At 56.0% G+C, this 14,972-nt stretch carries 13 protein-coding genes; 4 read left to right on the top strand and 9 right to left on the bottom strand.

Features of this window, described 5'->3' with window-relative positions; genetic code table 11:
* Positions 1-2: 2 nt before the first annotated feature.
* The 4 genes from cydB (at position 3) to BQ7114_RS01685 (ending at position 6,403) form a co-directional block, all read left to right on the top strand.
* Positions 3-1,127 (top strand): cytochrome d ubiquinol oxidase subunit II, encoded by a 1,125-nt coding sequence (cydB, locus tag BQ7114_RS01700; protein ID WP_072341128.1) that lies wholly within the window; start codon positions 3-5, stop codon positions 1,125-1,127.
* 127 nt (positions 1,128-1,254) lie between these two features.
* Positions 1,255-2,967: a thiol reductant ABC exporter subunit CydD gene (gene cydD / locus BQ7114_RS01695; RefSeq protein ID WP_230205940.1), complete on the top strand. Its 1,713-nt coding sequence runs from the start codon at positions 1,255-1,257 to the stop codon at positions 2,965-2,967.
* The gene (cydC, locus tag BQ7114_RS01690) at positions 2,964-4,742 is read left to right on the top strand and encodes a thiol reductant ABC exporter subunit CydC (RefSeq protein WP_072341123.1); all 1,779 of its coding nucleotides are present in this window, start codon (positions 2,964-2,966) and stop codon (positions 4,740-4,742) included. The genes cydD and cydC overlap by 4 nt, the downstream gene beginning before the upstream one ends.
* Positions 4,743-4,753: 11 nt before the next feature.
* Positions 4,754-6,403: a sensor histidine kinase gene (locus tag BQ7114_RS01685; RefSeq protein WP_072341120.1), complete on the top strand. Its 1,650-nt coding sequence runs from the start codon at positions 4,754-4,756 to the stop codon at positions 6,401-6,403.
* A gap of 37 nt (positions 6,404-6,440) precedes the next feature.
* On the opposite strand, the gene BQ7114_RS01680 is transcribed toward BQ7114_RS01685, so the two are convergent.
* The 9 genes from BQ7114_RS01680 to BQ7114_RS01640 all read right to left on the bottom strand — a co-directional run bounded on the left by BQ7114_RS01680 (position 6,441) and on the right by BQ7114_RS01640 (position 14,900).
* Entirely contained in the window at positions 6,441-7,061 is a 621-nt protein-coding gene (locus BQ7114_RS01680) for a response regulator (RefSeq protein WP_072341117.1), read from the bottom strand.
* A gap of 91 nt (positions 7,062-7,152) precedes the next feature.
* On the bottom strand, positions 7,153-8,052 hold the full coding sequence (gene mutM / locus BQ7114_RS01675; RefSeq protein WP_072341114.1) for a bifunctional DNA-formamidopyrimidine glycosylase/DNA-(apurinic or apyrimidinic site) lyase: 900 nt from the start codon (positions 8,050-8,052) through the stop codon (positions 7,153-7,155).
* 12 nt (positions 8,053-8,064) lie between these two features.
* Entirely contained in the window at positions 8,065-8,799 is a 735-nt protein-coding gene (gene rnc, locus BQ7114_RS01670; RefSeq protein ID WP_072341111.1) for a ribonuclease III, read from the bottom strand.
* Positions 8,796-9,359, bottom strand: coding sequence for a YceD family protein (locus BQ7114_RS01665; protein ID WP_083431691.1), 564 nt, complete (start codon positions 9,357-9,359; stop codon positions 8,796-8,798). The genes rnc and BQ7114_RS01665 overlap by 4 nt, the downstream gene beginning before the upstream one ends.
* Before the next feature lie 73 nt (positions 9,360-9,432).
* The gene (locus BQ7114_RS01660) at positions 9,433-10,137 is read right to left on the bottom strand and encodes a hypothetical protein (RefSeq protein WP_072341107.1); all 705 of its coding nucleotides are present in this window, start codon (positions 10,135-10,137) and stop codon (positions 9,433-9,435) included.
* Positions 10,138-10,149: 12 nt separating this feature from the next.
* Positions 10,150-10,626, bottom strand: a complete 477-nt coding sequence (gene coaD, locus BQ7114_RS01655; RefSeq protein ID WP_072341104.1) for a pantetheine-phosphate adenylyltransferase — start codon at positions 10,624-10,626, stop codon at positions 10,150-10,152.
* The gene (gene rsmD, locus BQ7114_RS01650) at positions 10,623-11,186 is read right to left on the bottom strand and encodes a 16S rRNA (guanine(966)-N(2))-methyltransferase RsmD (protein WP_072341101.1); all 564 of its coding nucleotides are present in this window, start codon (positions 11,184-11,186) and stop codon (positions 10,623-10,625) included. The genes coaD and rsmD overlap by 4 nt, the downstream gene beginning before the upstream one ends.
* Positions 11,187-11,205: 19 nt before the next feature.
* Positions 11,206-13,314, bottom strand: a complete 2,109-nt coding sequence (locus BQ7114_RS01645) for an ATP-dependent DNA helicase RecG (RefSeq protein WP_072341098.1) — start codon at positions 13,312-13,314, stop codon at positions 11,206-11,208.
* Positions 13,311-14,900 carry a hypothetical protein gene (locus tag BQ7114_RS01640; RefSeq protein ID WP_072341095.1) on the bottom strand — a complete coding sequence of 530 codons (1,590 nt, stop codon included), beginning with the start codon at positions 14,898-14,900 and terminating at the stop codon, positions 13,311-13,313. The genes BQ7114_RS01645 and BQ7114_RS01640 overlap by 4 nt, the downstream gene beginning before the upstream one ends.
* Positions 14,901-14,972 lie beyond the last annotated feature (72 nt).

Genomic DNA, 14,972 nt, shown 5'->3' with positions numbered 1-14,972 from the left:
CAATGAGTTGGCTCAGTATCGTTTGGTTCATTCTCATCGCCGTCCTCTGGACCGGCTACCTGATTCTGGAAGGCTTCGACCTCGGCGTTGGTGCCCTCCTCCCGTTCCTCGCTAAGAACGACGAAGAACGCTCCCAAGCCGTGAAGACCATTGGTCCTCACTGGGACGGCAACGAAGTTTGGCTCCTCACCGCAGGTGGCGCAACCTTCGCAGCATTCCCAGAGTGGTACGCCACCATGTTCTCCGGCATGTACCTGGCGCTGTTCCTCATCCTCGTCCTCCTTATCCTGCGTATCGCAGCGATCGAGTGGCGCAAGATGATTGACTCCGTTAAATGGCGCTCCACGTGGGACACCATCCATACGGTTGCAGGTTTCGGCGTTCCCCTACTGTTCGGCGTTGCATTTGCAAACCTCGTACAGGGCATGAAGATCGAGGTCGTGGACCCGATGACCCTCGAGGCAGTAACGCCCCCAATCACCGATGAAGTGCTCGTACACTCCGTACACCACCTGACGGGCGGTTTCTTCTCGCTCCTCACGGTGTTCACACTTCTAGGTGGCGTAGCTGTTCTGCTCCTTGCGCTCTCCCAGGGCGCACAGTTCCTGTCGCTCAAGACTGCTGGCCCGGTGCACGACCGCGCAGAGGCTCTGTCCTCCAAGCTCTCGATCATTGCCGCTGGCGTCACCGCGATCTGGGCACTGTGGGCAGTAATTGCCTACGCCGGATCCGTATGGGCATGGCTACCGCTCGTGGTTGCCGCAATCGCCCTCATCGTGTCGGCCGCACTATCGCAGAAGGCACTCAACAATTCGATGGGCTCGTTCGTCGCGTCCTCGGTTGGAATTGCCGGCGCTGTCTCCTTCATCTTCGTTGCAATGGCACCGAACGTGATGAAGTCCAGCATCGACCCGGCATACTCCCTCACCATCGCGCAGGCGTCGTCCTCACACTCGACGCTCGTTGTGATGCTGACCGTAGCGATCGTGATGGTACCGATCGTCCTTGCGTACACGGCATACTCCTACTGGGTATTCCGCAAGCGCGTCTCGCCTGATGACGTCGCAGAAAACCAGGGTCTGCTACCCAAGCAAATCCGCGTTGGAGCGAACTTCCTCAAAGGCTAGATAAAGCACCAAGATGCGGGGCTGACCAATGCATGGTCAGCCCCGCATCTCTAATATAAGATGTGTATTCCACTTGAATCCGTAGGAAAGTGCAGGACGGGTAAGCGTGAAACCCCTGGATAAACGATTGCTGACATACGCTGCAGCGGCCAAGAAATACATCATCTTCATTACTATTTTTGGCACGCTCACGGCAGTCCTCGTACTCGCACAGGCAATCTCGATATCCTCTGCTATCTCCCCCGTCATATCCGAGGGAAAAACCCTCGCGGACGTCTTCCCGTGGCTGATTACGCTACTGGTAATTGTGGTCGTGCGGGCCGGCCTGCTCTATCTTCTAAACTCGCGTGCACACCGCGCCGCAAATGACGCCATCATTGAACTTCGCGAGCAGGTGCTTGACCACGTCACCAAGCTCGGCTCCCGGTGGCTAGCCCGCAAAGGCACCGACACAATCACCCTCATAACCCGCGGCCTAGACGACCTAGGGCCATACTTCGTGTCCTACCTACCGCAACTACTCATGACCATGACAGTCACTCCCGTGGCTCTCGCCGTCATGCTCTACTACGACTTTCTCTCTGCCCTTATCGCGGTACTTACCATTCCCCTCATCCCAATCTTCATGATTCTCGTTGGCAAACTCACCCAGGAGTATTCCGACCAAAAACTGCAAACCATGGAGCGGCTTGGATCCCAACTCCTTGACCTCATCGCCGGCCTCGCCACCCTAAAAGCCCTCGGTCGCGAAAAAGCGCCTAACAAACACGTGCATCAGCTCGGACAAACCCACGCGAAAACCTCCATGCAAACCCTGCGCGTTGCATTCCTCTCTGGCGCAATCTTGGAGTTCATCGCCACCCTGTCCGTTGCACTTGTTGCCGTTGAAGTTGGCATGCGCCTGGTTTATGGCAACATATCTCTATACGCCGGGTTGATCGTAATCATGCTTGCCCCCGAGGTGTACCTGCCCCTGCGCGAGGTGGGAAAGCAATTCCATAACTCGGCAGACGGTGTAGCCGCCGCCAACGCCGCCTTCGAGATTCTCGAAGAGCCCGTCCAAGCCGAAGGCAGCACGAAGGCCCCAAACCTTGCCCACGACGACGTTCAGATTGAAGATCTCCACGTTGCAGCACGTGGCGCATGGGCTCCCGCGGGACTTAACTCATCCATCCAAACGGGGAAGATTACCGCCCTCGTAGGCCCGTCAGGCGCAGGGAAGACCACCACAGTTATGGTCCTTCTAGGACTGCTCAAACCTACTCGCGGACGTGTATTAGTGGGAGGGATGGACCTAGCCGGAATCGATCCGGCTTCGTGGTGGAGGCAACATACGTGGGTTCCCCAAGCACCCGCCATACTGCCGGGAACTATCCGAGAAAACATTTCCTTCGGTCTTGACGTCTCACAAGACAAACTTGAGGAAGCAGCGCGCGCAACCGGTTTTCTTGAAGTCGTGGAAAAGCTCCCGGCCAAGTGGGAAACCTCGATCGGGCAAGGAGGCATCGGCCTATCGGTCGGGCAACGCCAGCGCCTGGCTCTAACTCGTGCCCTTCTTGAACAGACTCCCTGGGTAATACTCGACGAACCAACCGCGCACCTGGACGCCCTCACCGAATCACAGGTTATCGACACCATGATTCGCCTTCGAGACATGGGACGAACAGTTATCGTCATCGCGCATCGCAAAGCCGTGGTGGATGCCGCCGACTCCATCCTGCAAATCGAGTCACGCCCTGCCACCGAACAAGAAATTCGGGATTACCCGCAACTTGCGGAAAAGACGGCCCAGCAGTTCTTCCTTACCGAACAGCCCCGACTGTTGGAGGAAACCCGATGAGACTCTTCATTACCAAGCCAGAACGCGCCGCGCTGAAGCGACTCATGCCCATGCTTCAGGTAAACAAGGCGCAATTTGCCCTAGCCGTACTACTCGGCGCCCTCGGTCTTGGCGCCACCATCGGAATGGGAGCCACATCCGCGTGGCTCATCGCTCGCGCGTCACAAATGCCACCCGTCCTCTTCCTCACCGTGGCTACCGTCGGCGTACGCTTCTTTGGCGTATCCAAAGCAGTTTTGCGCTACGTGCAACGTCTTGCTTCACATACCGTTGCAATCTATGGCATCGCAGACCTTCGCGAAAATGTCTACCGCACACTCTCCACACGCAAAACCGATGCCATCACCAAACTAAAACGAGGTGACCTCTTAGAGCGCACCGGAGCCGACGTGGACGCTCTGGGCGACCTGCTCGTAAAGTCGGTGCTTCCAGCTTGGATCGCTGCAGTAGCGGGTATTGGCACAGTTATCGGCATTGCGTTCCTGTCCCTGCCCGTAGCGCTCGTATTGGCACTGTGTCTGCTCCTATCCGGGGTCGTTGGCCCCCTCCTCACCGCTCGTTCCGCGCGGATCGCACAGCTTGCTGAAGAAAAGGCCCGCACCGAACTAGCCAGTGAAGCGCTGACCCTCACCGACCACTACGCTGAACTTGCGGTATCTGGAAAAATGCAAGGCGTTCGCGACTCCATTCGCAAAACTCAAAACGACCTCACCTTGGCCAAAGATCAGGCAGCCCGTCCCGCAGCATTCGCTGCAGCCATCGACGCAATCGCCATGGGCCTTGCCGTGATCGGAGCTATAGCTCTTGGCATACCAGAAGTGCACGCCGGCCTCGTCTCGGCCGTTGCGCTCGCCGTGCTTGTACTCACGCCGCTATCTTCCTTTGAAGGAACCGCAGAACTTAGCCCTGCAGCCGTTCAACTCATCCGCTCTGCACGCGCTGCTACCCGCATCGACGAAATCCTCAATACCGACGAAACATCGAGCCGCACGGACATTCCAAACGAAGCAGCCCCTGTGCTAAGAGCAGAGAATCTCTCCGTGGGCTGGCCGGGCGGCCCGATTGTTGCAACAGATATAAACCTAGAGCTAAAACCCGGCTCTCGCCTGGCCCTCGTAGGCCCATCGGGCATTGGCAAATCCACTGTTTTATTCACCCTAGCCGGCATGCTTGAGCCAAAAGCTGGACGCGTGACCTTAAATGGCGTGGACATCTACGGCGCCGACCGCGCGGAAGTGGGCAAGCGAGTCTCCCTAACCGCTGAGGACGCACACATTTTTGCAACCTCAGTACTGGAAAACCTGCGCGTGGCTAACCCTTCGTTAACCGAAGAAGACGCGATTGCACTACTAGACCGCTCGGGCCTTCGCGAGTGGAGAACCAATCTGCCAGAAGGACTGGAAACTATCCTCGGCTCTGGAGGCACCACCGTTTCTGGAGGTGAAAGGCGACGCCTTCTGCTTGCGCGTGCCCTTGCCGCGCCGGCTCCCCTTCTGCTTATCGACGAGCCTGGCGAACACGTGGACAACCAGACTGCCGACAGACTCATCCGCGACCTTCTAACCGTAGATGGGGAAAGCCACGACCTGGGCGTCTTGGTTGTCACGCACCGCCTAACTCCTCTAGATCGCGCTCAGCAGGCGATGGTTATCTCCGCAAATGAAGGAGAGCCGGCAAACATAACCGCACGCGGCACCCACGCCGAGCTCGTCGCGGACAACAGCGCTTACCGCTGGGCACTTGCGCGCGAAGGCAATCTGGATATCTCCAACTAGGACAAGTCACCATGTTTGATCTTTTCCAAGCGGACTCACCCGGGGCGATGGTGAGTGCAAACTCATCCCTTGCGACCGACCCCGAGCTCAAAACTACACTCGAAGCACTCGTCCACGAAGTATGTGATCTCACGCAATCTCCCCAGGGACTATTCGTTATTCAAGACGCGTGGGGGGCTCACTTGCTCCTCATTTCAAATAACGATCGCTTCGAGAACATGGACGTCCCCGCAAAAACGTTTTTAAGGCTCATAGCCGCGAACATTCACCCGAATTCCCCCGTTGTTCTCAATGAGATAAACCCGCAGGTTCTCCAGGCTGGCATCACTCTTGACATTCAGAGAGCCATTGGTGTGCCCGTTTTACAGCGCGGGCAACTGCTTGGCCGCCTCGTGGTTTTTGACAAGTCTGAACCGTACAGCGAATATGACCTTCGCATAGCCACACACTTTGCGAAAATGATCAGCCTTGAAGCAGAGGTTTCTGAACTATCCAGGCGCGTTAGTCAAGACGAACAGTGGATAGAAACCAGCGAAGGGGTAACCCAGGCGCTCTTCGACGCAACAGACGATGAGGGGCTAGAACCCGTAGTTGGCGCCATTAAGAGCGGGTTGCAAGTAGACACCGTGCTGGTCATTCTCCCATCAGTTGCGGGCACTTGGGCGTGCGAATTTGCCAGTGGATACATGGCCGAGGAACTGCTGGGCACTGTCTTCCCTGAAGGAGGACGCGCCTTGTTTGTAATCGCAGAGAAGGCCGGCATGATAGTCGAGTCCTTCGCTACCGCTCTCAACGTTAAGCTCGCTCCCCTGCGAAACTTCGGCCCCGCTCTATACGCCCCCCTCATGAACCGCAATGAAGCAGTTGGCGTGCTGATGCTACTTCGCAAAAAAGGCGCTATCCCCTTTGATATGCCCGACCTTCGCTTCGCCGAAAGTGTTGCACTACAAGGGGCATTCGGCCTGGAAGTATTCGAAGCACGCCACATCATCGAAATGACCGCGCTTGCTAACGAACGTGAACGCATCAGCGCCGACCTGCATGATTTTGCCATTCAAGAGCTTTTTGCAGCCGGCATTCAAATAACTGCCGCAAAGAACGAACTTGAGAAAATCAATGCGCCAGATGACGCCAAACAATACCTAGATGGGGCCCTCAATGCCATCGACACCTCCGTTGTACAGGTTCGATCAATCGTGCAAAACCTCAAGGATGATGTTGAAGGAACAAACGTTTTTGCGCGAATCTACCAGGTGACTTCTGCGGCAAGAAGATCACTTGGCTTCGCTCCTTCATGCGTTCTACATATTGACGGCAACGCGGTAACTGACGTACAAGATCCAGTTGTGGAACAAGCCCTATCCCTATTCGATGATGAGATAGCTAGCGATATTACCGCGTTTGTTCGAGAAGGCCTTTCCAATATCGCAAGGCATGCGCAAGCAGATGCAGTGACCGTTAACATCAATCTAAAAACTCAAGATGAACCGCAGATCAATATTGAAATCCTGGACGACGGGATTGGGATCGATCCAAACAGGACCCGCAATTCGGGGCTCGCAAATCTAGACAAGCGCGTGAAAAAACACGGGGGCACCATGAGCATCGGCAAACGCGGCGACAAGGGCACCACCCTCAAATGCGAGCTACCGATCACGTAACAACGGTACTCGACTTCGGTGCTGACAGTGCCTGGAGCTACGGCTGGCCACGCCACGGAGCTGATTGCTGGCTTGCTGCCCATGCCATCACTTGGGTGCGCCTCTTCAACCCCATTTTAGACAGCAACGACGTAATGTGATTCTTTACCGTCTTCTCAGAGATTCCTAGTTCGTCGCCAATTTCGGCATTCGACATGCCCTTTGCTATCAGTCCCACCACGCGGCGCTCCGCGGGCGTCAAAGCGGCCATTACATCATCTCGACTACCGGCCTTGCGAGTTATCGTTTTCTCATCCAAAAGCACCTTGCCATCATGAACAAGACGGATAACGCGACTTACCTCGGCGCCATGGACATTCTTAAGAATGAATGCCTTGGCTCCAGCCTTACAAGACTCCGCAAGCGCATCATCGTCATCAAAAGAGGTAAGGACAATACACTTCGTTTCGGGAAGCGATTCCCGCACATGATTCATGATGTCTATACCCGTGCCATCAGGTAGCTGCAAATCAACCAACATTACATCCGGAGTGGTCAAATCAGCCCTGGTTGTAGCATCCTGCACGCTACCGGCTTCCGCCACCACCTCAAATCCTTCGGTACGACCGATGAGCTCTATAATTCCGTAGCGCACGATCTCATGGTCATCCACAACCATTACGCGAATATTTGAGTCAATACTGGAATTCTTCATAGCCACTGAATGATTATATGCGAAACCTGATAATTTCTCAGCGCAGGTTATACTTTCATGCCCTTCGTTCACGTCGTCCGGAGCGAGGCTGGCACACGGGGCAATAATGATGTGAGCGGCCACTAATACTGACCCTAGCGATAGGCGTACCGCAGTTAATGCAATCCTGCCCAGCGCGTCCATAAACCGCTAAATACCGGGCAAAATAACCCGGCTCTCCAACTGTATTTACATACAGTTCATCGAAAGAGGTGCCTCCCGCCTCAATCGACCTGCGCATAACATCTCGGGCCGCCTCCAGGATCTTGTGCACCTCGTATACCCGAGTGTTCTTACCCATTCGCTGGCCGTGCACGCGAGCTAGAAATAGAGCCTCGTCCGCATAAATATTGCCTATGCCAGACACTATCTCTTGATGCAAAAGCAAGTTCTTAACCGCGCTTCTTGATGCGCGGATCTTTTGCACTACCTCGTTAGGATCGAACGCTGGATCTAGTGGGTCACGCGCAATGTGCGCCGCAGACTGCGGAATCGCATCCAAAGTGGCGCCTTGACCGGCTACAGACCCGTCAGAAGTGGGAACGTAATCACACACCTCAATTCGACCGAACGTGCGCTGATCTACGAATGAAAGCACCTGCCCATTACTCAAAACGATTCTGGCGTGCTCATGGCGAAAACGTGGACGGTCACCATCACTAAGACGAAGCTGCCCGGACATTCCCAAGTGAAACACAAGCCCGCGGCCACTATCCAACTCCGCCCACAAGAACTTGCCTCGGCGTGCCAGAGCCTGCACTCGCCTACCTCGGATAGCGTCTTCTAGCGCAGCGGGCCCACCCGGCTGGTTGCGCGCCGTACGCTCGCCCCAAACAGTTACGCCCGTAGCCGTCTGCCCCACGATATGGGGAGCTAACCCCATGCGGATGGTCTCTACCTCGGGAAGTTCAGGCATCGCTCACTCCAACTATTCTGCGCTACTCGTAGCGTCCTCACGCAGGTGGAAATAAGCTACCTTTGCGGCACTCGAGTTCGCGGTTTTCTTCGACGTGCCTTCCCCCTCGCCCATCAAAACGCCGCCAATCGAAACTGTCGCGCTGAAAACACGCGCATGATCCGGGCCGTGGCTCGTCGTTTCATACATTGGCTCGCCAAGGCCCGCCTGCGCCGTGTACTCCTGCAGCGTGGTCTTATAATCAGACGAACGGCCAAGCTCAACCGCATCCTCCAAGAAGGGACGCAAATGATCCTCAACAACCCTTCGCGTGGGCTCCAGACCATGCGACATGTAGGTCGCCCCAATTAGGGCCTCGACCGTGTCACAAAGAATGGAATCACGATCGCGCCCACCCGTTAAGTTCTCGCCTTTTCCAAGCAGAATAAAACTGCCCAGGCCGATGCTTCTCCCCACTTTAGCGAGCGTCACCTGCGAAACTATAGCGCCCCTCATCCGCGACAACTGAGCCTCAGTGCACGTGGGGAACTTAACGAAAAGATGCTCCGTCACAATGATCGACAAAACCGAGTCACCAAGAAACTCCAGCCTCTCATTGTGCGGCAAACCGCCCTGCTCGTACGCAAAAGAGCGATGCGTTAAAGCAAGGATTAAAAGATCGGGATCCAGCTGAATTCGCCATCGTCCCAAAAGATCCATAGGATCGGCAGCCGGACCGCTGGCCTCTGGTGATTTTTGTTTACTCACTTCTCGTCTTGCTCGAGCAACGCCGCCAGCTTAGCGAGACGCGGATCAATTACCTCGTGCATGTGGTCGCTCGGCAAATCCTCCCACTTCTTGCCACACACATCGCAAAGCCCCTTGCAATCGGCCTTGCACAGAGGCTGGAACGGGAAGCTGGTCACGATCGCATCCCTAAAGATTGGCTCCAGCGCGATCTCGTCACCTTCCAAAGCCTCGAGGTCTTCGACGCCCTCTTCACCATGTTCCTCTCGCATACGCGCGATCGCCTCAGGAGTGAAGAACATTTGCGATACTTCCGTAGTTTCCACACCCTCAATCGGATCGAGACACCGCACGCACTCCGAACGCACCTGAGATTGAGCTCGCCCTTCGAACAGCACGCCTTCAACGAGGGAACGAACCGTAATATCCACGCTCACAACAGAGCCGGGAACCACCTCCATCACGACCGTGCCAAGGTCCTGTGGCGCCGCAAGATCAAGGTGGAAGCTACGCTCCTGATTCGGCTCTGCGGGGAGCGTGCGAATATCTAAGATCGCACCATTAAACTGGCGATCAGCCATCGCTAATCCCTCCAAGAAAAGTATCTACAACTAGCTACTGCATCCCTAGTGCAAGGCTGCGCAGGGAAACATTCTAGCGCCCTGCGCGACGTGCCTCTTGACGAGACTCGATTGCATCCTGGCCAGCATGAGTCTGATGAGCAATACGATCAATCGCGATTGCGAGCGTCTCCAACGAATCCGCGCAATACTGATCGGCGTCTTCGGCAAGTTCCATGGCCTTTTGATGCGCCGAGCTCACGATCTCTTCAGCGCGCTCACGAGCCTGCACCGAGATGTTCTCCTGCGCGATCAGCCCCTCGGCCTGTGCGCGCGCCTGCTCAACTATCTGCTCTGCCTGCTCCTTAGCATTGGCAACCAGGCGCTCGGACTCTGCCGCGGCACGCTCGAGAACAGCCTCGGCGTCCTCGCGCGAACGCTGCGCCAAATCGTCAGCCTTCTTACGGGCGTCCTCAACAATGCCATCAGCCCTAGCATTTGCCTCATTAATAGTGGATTCAGCGGCTGAATCCGCGCGCCCCATTACCGCATCCGCATCTGCAACTACAGCATCCGCCGCCACCAAATCATCGGGTAGTGCCTGGCGTGCCTGCTCCAACAAGTCAAGCACTTCAGCCTTGTTAACGAGCACCGAAGCACTCATAGGCAGTGCGCGCGCAATCTCAACTAGATCCTCAATCTGGTCAAGAGCTGCGATCACCGTGGAAGGGCCGTACACGTCGTCAATAGGCTCCCCCGCCTGCGCGCCCTGCAGATCGTCCGAGTAAAAATCGCTCATGATTTGGCCCCCTTAGCCACGAATCTTGGTTTCCAATGTTTCTTTCACGCCTGCACTAACCATAGACGAAACATCACCTCCGTTAGCCGCAACTTCCTTAACAATCGTAGAAGAAATATGAGCAAGCGCCGGGTTGGTAGCTAGCAGAATCGTCTCAATATCGCCCAGCTCGCGGTTAACCGTAGCCTGGGGAAGCTCAAACCCCGCATCAACCGCGGAACGAAGCCCCTTCACAATGACGTCCACGTCGTGTTCAACGCACCATTTGGCCAACAGTCCGTCGAGAGGTCTAACTTGTACACCGGGAAGCCCCGCCGTGCTTTGTTTAGCAAGCTCCACACGCTCCTCGATTGAAAACCAGTACTTCTTAGACAGGTTATCTCCCACTCCAACGATCACTTCGTCAAAGAGGTTCGCACACCTTTGAACAATGTCGAGGTGACCGTTTGTGAACGGATCAAAGGAGCCTGGAAATACCGCGCGTATCATGCTTCCACGCTACCGGTTTGCGGGGAAAAAGTTAGGAACCACACCATGGTTTCGCCCCATTTTCTACTCGACTCACGCTCGTACGCGGATGGCCACTGCGGTTCAGGGGTGCGAGCAGACAGCTCGACTACGACAAGAGCGCCTTCCTCTAAGAACTTCTCGATATGTTCAAGGACGTTTCCTAGCACGCCCATATCAATATCGTAAGGAGGGTCTAGGAATGCCAGGCTGAACGAGTGAATGCTCTCAAACTTCGCCGCGTCGGCTCGAACCACCCGCACGTTGGGGAAGCCGTTCTTGCTCACATTGGAACGCAAAACCTTCAGGGCACCCGCCGAGTTATCTACCAACGTGGCGCTGGCTGCTCCTCGCGAGAGCGCCTCCAAACCCAGCGCACCCGAACCAGCAAACAGGTCCAGCACTCTGGAGCGGCGAACTTCTCCCCAACTCTCTAAACGCGAAAATAGAGCCTCTCTTACCCGCTCAGACGTTGGGCGCGTACCCGCTGCAGGCACGTCGAGCCTGCGCCCGCCAAATGCTCCTGAAACAATCCGTGTCATACGTAAAGCCTACGCGACGTCATGATCGTTCCATCCACTTAGCTGCCTGATCCATTCGATTTGTCGCCTGTAGTAGCTGCGGATATGCGCCTAGGGAAATATCTTCTTCTAACAGCGTTGCCGTGTACTCGCGAGCAGCTTCAATGATCGCCCCGTCGCGCGTGACACGCAGTGCTTTCAACGAAGTGCGCGCACCCGACTGGCTCTCGCCAAGCACGTTGCCTTCCCTACGGAGCTTCAAATCCGCCTCCGCTAACACGAATCCATTCGTGGTGGAGGCAAACGCCTCCAAACGCTTCATAGATTCCGGGGCGAGTCCCGTGCGGTGGTGCGCCATGCAGATCGCCTGCTGACCACCGCGACCAACTCGTCCTCGCAACTGGTGCAGCTGAGATAGACCAAACTGTTGCGCATCCAAAATAACCATCATCGAGGCGGCAGAGATATCCACACCCACCTCGATCACCGTTGTTGTTACCAAAATGGGGGTGGTTCCGCCATCAAACCGATCGATTGCCTCGGCCTTCTCTTCTGCGCTCATCCGCCCGTGTAGCACACCAACCTCAATCCCTCCTAGCTGCGGAAGGTTGGCCAGCATATCGCGGCTATCCATCACGTTGGTCAACTGCGAATCATCACCATCGGCCGAATCTATTCGAGGAGCCACCACAAACACGCGGCCGCCCGACTCAACTTCTTCTCGAGCTCTCTCCCACATGCGGGTGTTCCAAGCCGCATTTGATGCGTCGACGAGGAAAGTTTTAACTTTTTTGCGGCCCTTTGGTAGCTCGCTAATAGTGATCGCGTCTAGATCCCCAAAAACCGTCATTGCGATTGTTCGCGGTATGGGGGTAGCTGTCATGGTTAGCATGTGCGGAACTATTTGGCCGCCTTCGCGAAGTCGATCGCGCTGAGCAACACCAAAGCGATGCTGTTCATCCACCACCACAAGCCCCAGATTAGAAAACTGGAGCGAATCCTGAATCAGCGCATGCGTGCCAACGAAAATCGCCGGCTGGCCTGAAGATGCGAGTACAGATACATCACCACGATGTTTGGACTTAGACGAACCCGTAAGGAGCTCCACCGGGACGGGCAACATTCTTGAAAGTGACACCGCGTGCTGAGCCGCAAGCACCTCGGTGGGAGCCAACAGGGCAGCCTGATACCCCGCGTCCACAGCAGCCGTCATCGCAAGGCCAGCCACCACCGTCTTACCGGCACCAACATCGGCCTGCAGTAACTTTTGCATGGGGTGTTCCCCCGCCATATCTGACAGGATTAACCCCAAGACCTCTTCCTGGCCGGCAGTCAAGGTGAACGGTAGCGCAGCTTTTGCCGCCGCAAATGCTTCCCCTGCTTCTATGCATGGCGCCGTATCGTCTTTACTGCGAGCACGACGGCGAAGCAACGCGGTTTGCAAGGTGAGGGCTTCGGCCCACCTAACGGTTAGTTTGGCACGCGCAATTTCCTCATCAGATTGTGGATCATGCAACTGGATGAGCGCCTCAGTATACGTCATTAAGTCGCGATCTTCGCGCAGTTTTGGCGGAATCGGGTCGAGGACATCACCGGGCTTCAACATCGCCGCAATAATTTTCGCGGACTTAGATGTAAGCCAGCTTGGACACTTCGAGTTCGCGGAGTAAATCGGGATTGGACGATCCGCCCGATCCTTGGCATCACCCTGCTCAAACCGCTCAAAATCAGGATGGGTCAGCTGGAGGCGACCTCGATATGACGATACCTTTCCCGCGAATAAGTGCGACGAACCCGCAGTCAGCATCCTCTCATGCACCGACAGCGCACCCGGGTGGCGAGCAAAAAACGTTGCGTTGATACTCTTGTAGCCGTCCGTAAGTTCAACTGATAGACGCACTCCCCCACTGCGGTTGCGCACCATCTGCGCGGACTCCACCTGAGCCAGCAATGTCACGTCCTCCCCCTCATGAATCGCTGCGAGAGGAGTTAGCTTGCCCCAATGCCCGTAACGTCGCGGGAAGAACATGAGCAAATCTGACGCGGTTTCAAGCTCCAAGGAGGCAAGCTTCTTAGCTGTGCGCGTCCCAAGCAGACGATCTAATGGTGAATCAAGTAGCTGCGGCTTACTAGGAACGGAAGCACTCATCGATTTACCAACACCACTTGGGTGCGATTATCACGCGCATACTCCACGTACTGCGTGGCTCCGCGATCATCTAGCGCCATTTCAATCGAATGTCGCAGAAGCATATCCGGTTCAGGCGCAATCATCACGACCCGTTCCAGCCCGTAACCAACCAACTGTTTAAGCGAAAATGACACCGCCTGCGGGTCCGCTTCCTCTAGGACCGCGACGCGCGCCTTCGCAGCCCTCGCCGCCGACTCGAGCAGATCGCGAGTGATCTTGGCGGTTCGATCCCCCACCTGCGGCATGAATATGGGTGCTGCATTACCCGCAAGGACGCTTACCGCTACATCCGAATATGGCGGCGTATCACTCACCACAAAAACTTCAGCGGATTTTAGCGCAAGCTTTTTCGCGCGCATCGCCACCTCAGCGGCGTCCTCATCACCTGCCACCACAAGGCTCACCTGGGAGGGGGCTGACAGCATTAGTTCAGAAATCAAAACCGCGTCCTGACGAATCGGGTTCAAAATCACGTACGCTCCAGTAGAGGCAACCTCCTCCAAGAAATGCTCATTACGCAACAGAGCAATTACGAGCACAGTTTCGGGGCGCTGCCAGGTGGGGCGAGAAAGATACAAAACGCCCGACTCTTCTTCTTGCACGGCCAGCTCGTCATACCCAATCAACTCCCCATAGCGGGCATCCTTAACCACGATATGACGCGCCCACCCCACCTTGGGCAACACCGCTGAAGGGTCCGATGTGTCAATGTGAAAGCGCCACGTCCCCATTCCAAGCTGGTCCGCACTACCCTGCATCGAATACCGATAACCCCGCTCGTCCAAACTCGCCCGAAACTCCGCAAGGTCCTCCGCCATGCAATCTAGATGAAAATCAACCGAGAACTGCGCGCCCTCATGCGGAGCCTCGCTACGTTTTGAGATCTTCGTCGACTGCGCGAGCGAACGCATCATGTCACGCGCTACCTCAAGTGGAGCAAGCGAGTTCTCATAGACCGAGTGCAGCGCCGAAATCATCACAGCAAACACGCAAGCACCGGGGTTTATCCACCCGCTCGTGGCCTCTATTAGCGCATCCTGGACCACCATCGAAGCGCGGCCGACCATCATGTGCGCCGCATCAATCGGATCAGGCGTATCCAACGCCACCGCTCGCGCCGCCGTAGCCATCTCCATCAGCTCTGGGGCAGGCGCTGAAAAAGCATCCTCCAGGGCGTCCGGAAGCGACGCGAGGAATGCGCGCATATCAATCGGCCTTACCTCGTTTGCCGAGGTAGCTGAAGACAACGCTGCAATAACGCTAGTGATCAGTATGCCCACGTGGCCCGCGGACCCCGCCCGCGCATACACCGTTAGTGCCTGTAAGAGCGTGGACGCCGAATCCGCCTCTTCACCTGAGCGCCGCATTAACCGATTTATTGCCGCAAACGAGCGGGCCGCGTTAGCTCCCGTATCAAAATCCGACCCGCCCAGAGCATTCAAGTCATCCAGGAATGGGGCGAGGGTATCAAGCACCTCGCCACAACGGTCGATAAACTGCACAATGTCTTGCCCACTCAGTGCGGAGCGATACTGGCTGGTCATAGTTAAATCGTCTCATAAGACGCAGACAAAATGAGGGAGCCCAACTGCCCGCAGAGACCATACTGTGGTCCA

The organism is Actinomyces urinae (assembly GCF_900119695.1).
GTDB lineage: Bacteria > Actinomycetota > Actinomycetes > Actinomycetales > Actinomycetaceae > Gleimia > Gleimia urinae.
The sequence above is the reverse complement of the archived record's forward strand: the minus strand, read 5'-3'. Positions and strand labels throughout refer to the sequence as shown.

Excerpts from the sequence above, each read along its gene's own strand:
- BQ7114_RS01645 (WP_072341098.1), bottom strand. The coding sequence starts at position 13,314 with ATGAGTGCTTCCGTTCCTAGTAAGCCGCAGCTACTTGATTCACCATTA.
- BQ7114_RS01680 (WP_072341117.1), bottom strand. The coding sequence starts at position 7,061 with ATGGTTGTGGATGACCATGAGATCGTGCGCTACGGAATTATAGAGCTC.
- cydC (WP_072341123.1), top strand. The coding sequence starts at position 2,964 with ATGAGACTCTTCATTACCAAGCCAGAACGCGCCGCGCTGAAGCGACTC.
- rsmD (WP_072341101.1), bottom strand. The coding sequence starts at position 11,186 with ATGACACGGATTGTTTCAGGAGCATTTGGCGGGCGCAGGCTCGACGTG.
- BQ7114_RS01640 (WP_072341095.1), bottom strand. The coding sequence starts at position 14,900 with ATGACCAGCCAGTATCGCTCCGCACTGAGTGGGCAAGACATTGTGCAG.
- BQ7114_RS01685 (WP_072341120.1), top strand. The coding sequence starts at position 4,754 with ATGTTTGATCTTTTCCAAGCGGACTCACCCGGGGCGATGGTGAGTGCA.
- BQ7114_RS01660 (WP_072341107.1), bottom strand. The coding sequence starts at position 10,137 with ATGAGCGATTTTTACTCGGACGATCTGCAGGGCGCGCAGGCGGGGGAG.
- mutM (WP_072341114.1), bottom strand. The coding sequence starts at position 8,052 with ATGCCTGAACTTCCCGAGGTAGAGACCATCCGCATGGGGTTAGCTCCC.
- BQ7114_RS01665 (WP_083431691.1), bottom strand. The coding sequence starts at position 9,359 with ATGGCTGATCGCCAGTTTAATGGTGCGATCTTAGATATTCGCACGCTC.
- coaD (WP_072341104.1), bottom strand. The coding sequence starts at position 10,626 with ATGATACGCGCGGTATTTCCAGGCTCCTTTGATCCGTTCACAAACGGT.
- cydB (WP_072341128.1), top strand. The coding sequence starts at position 3 with ATGAGTTGGCTCAGTATCGTTTGGTTCATTCTCATCGCCGTCCTCTGG.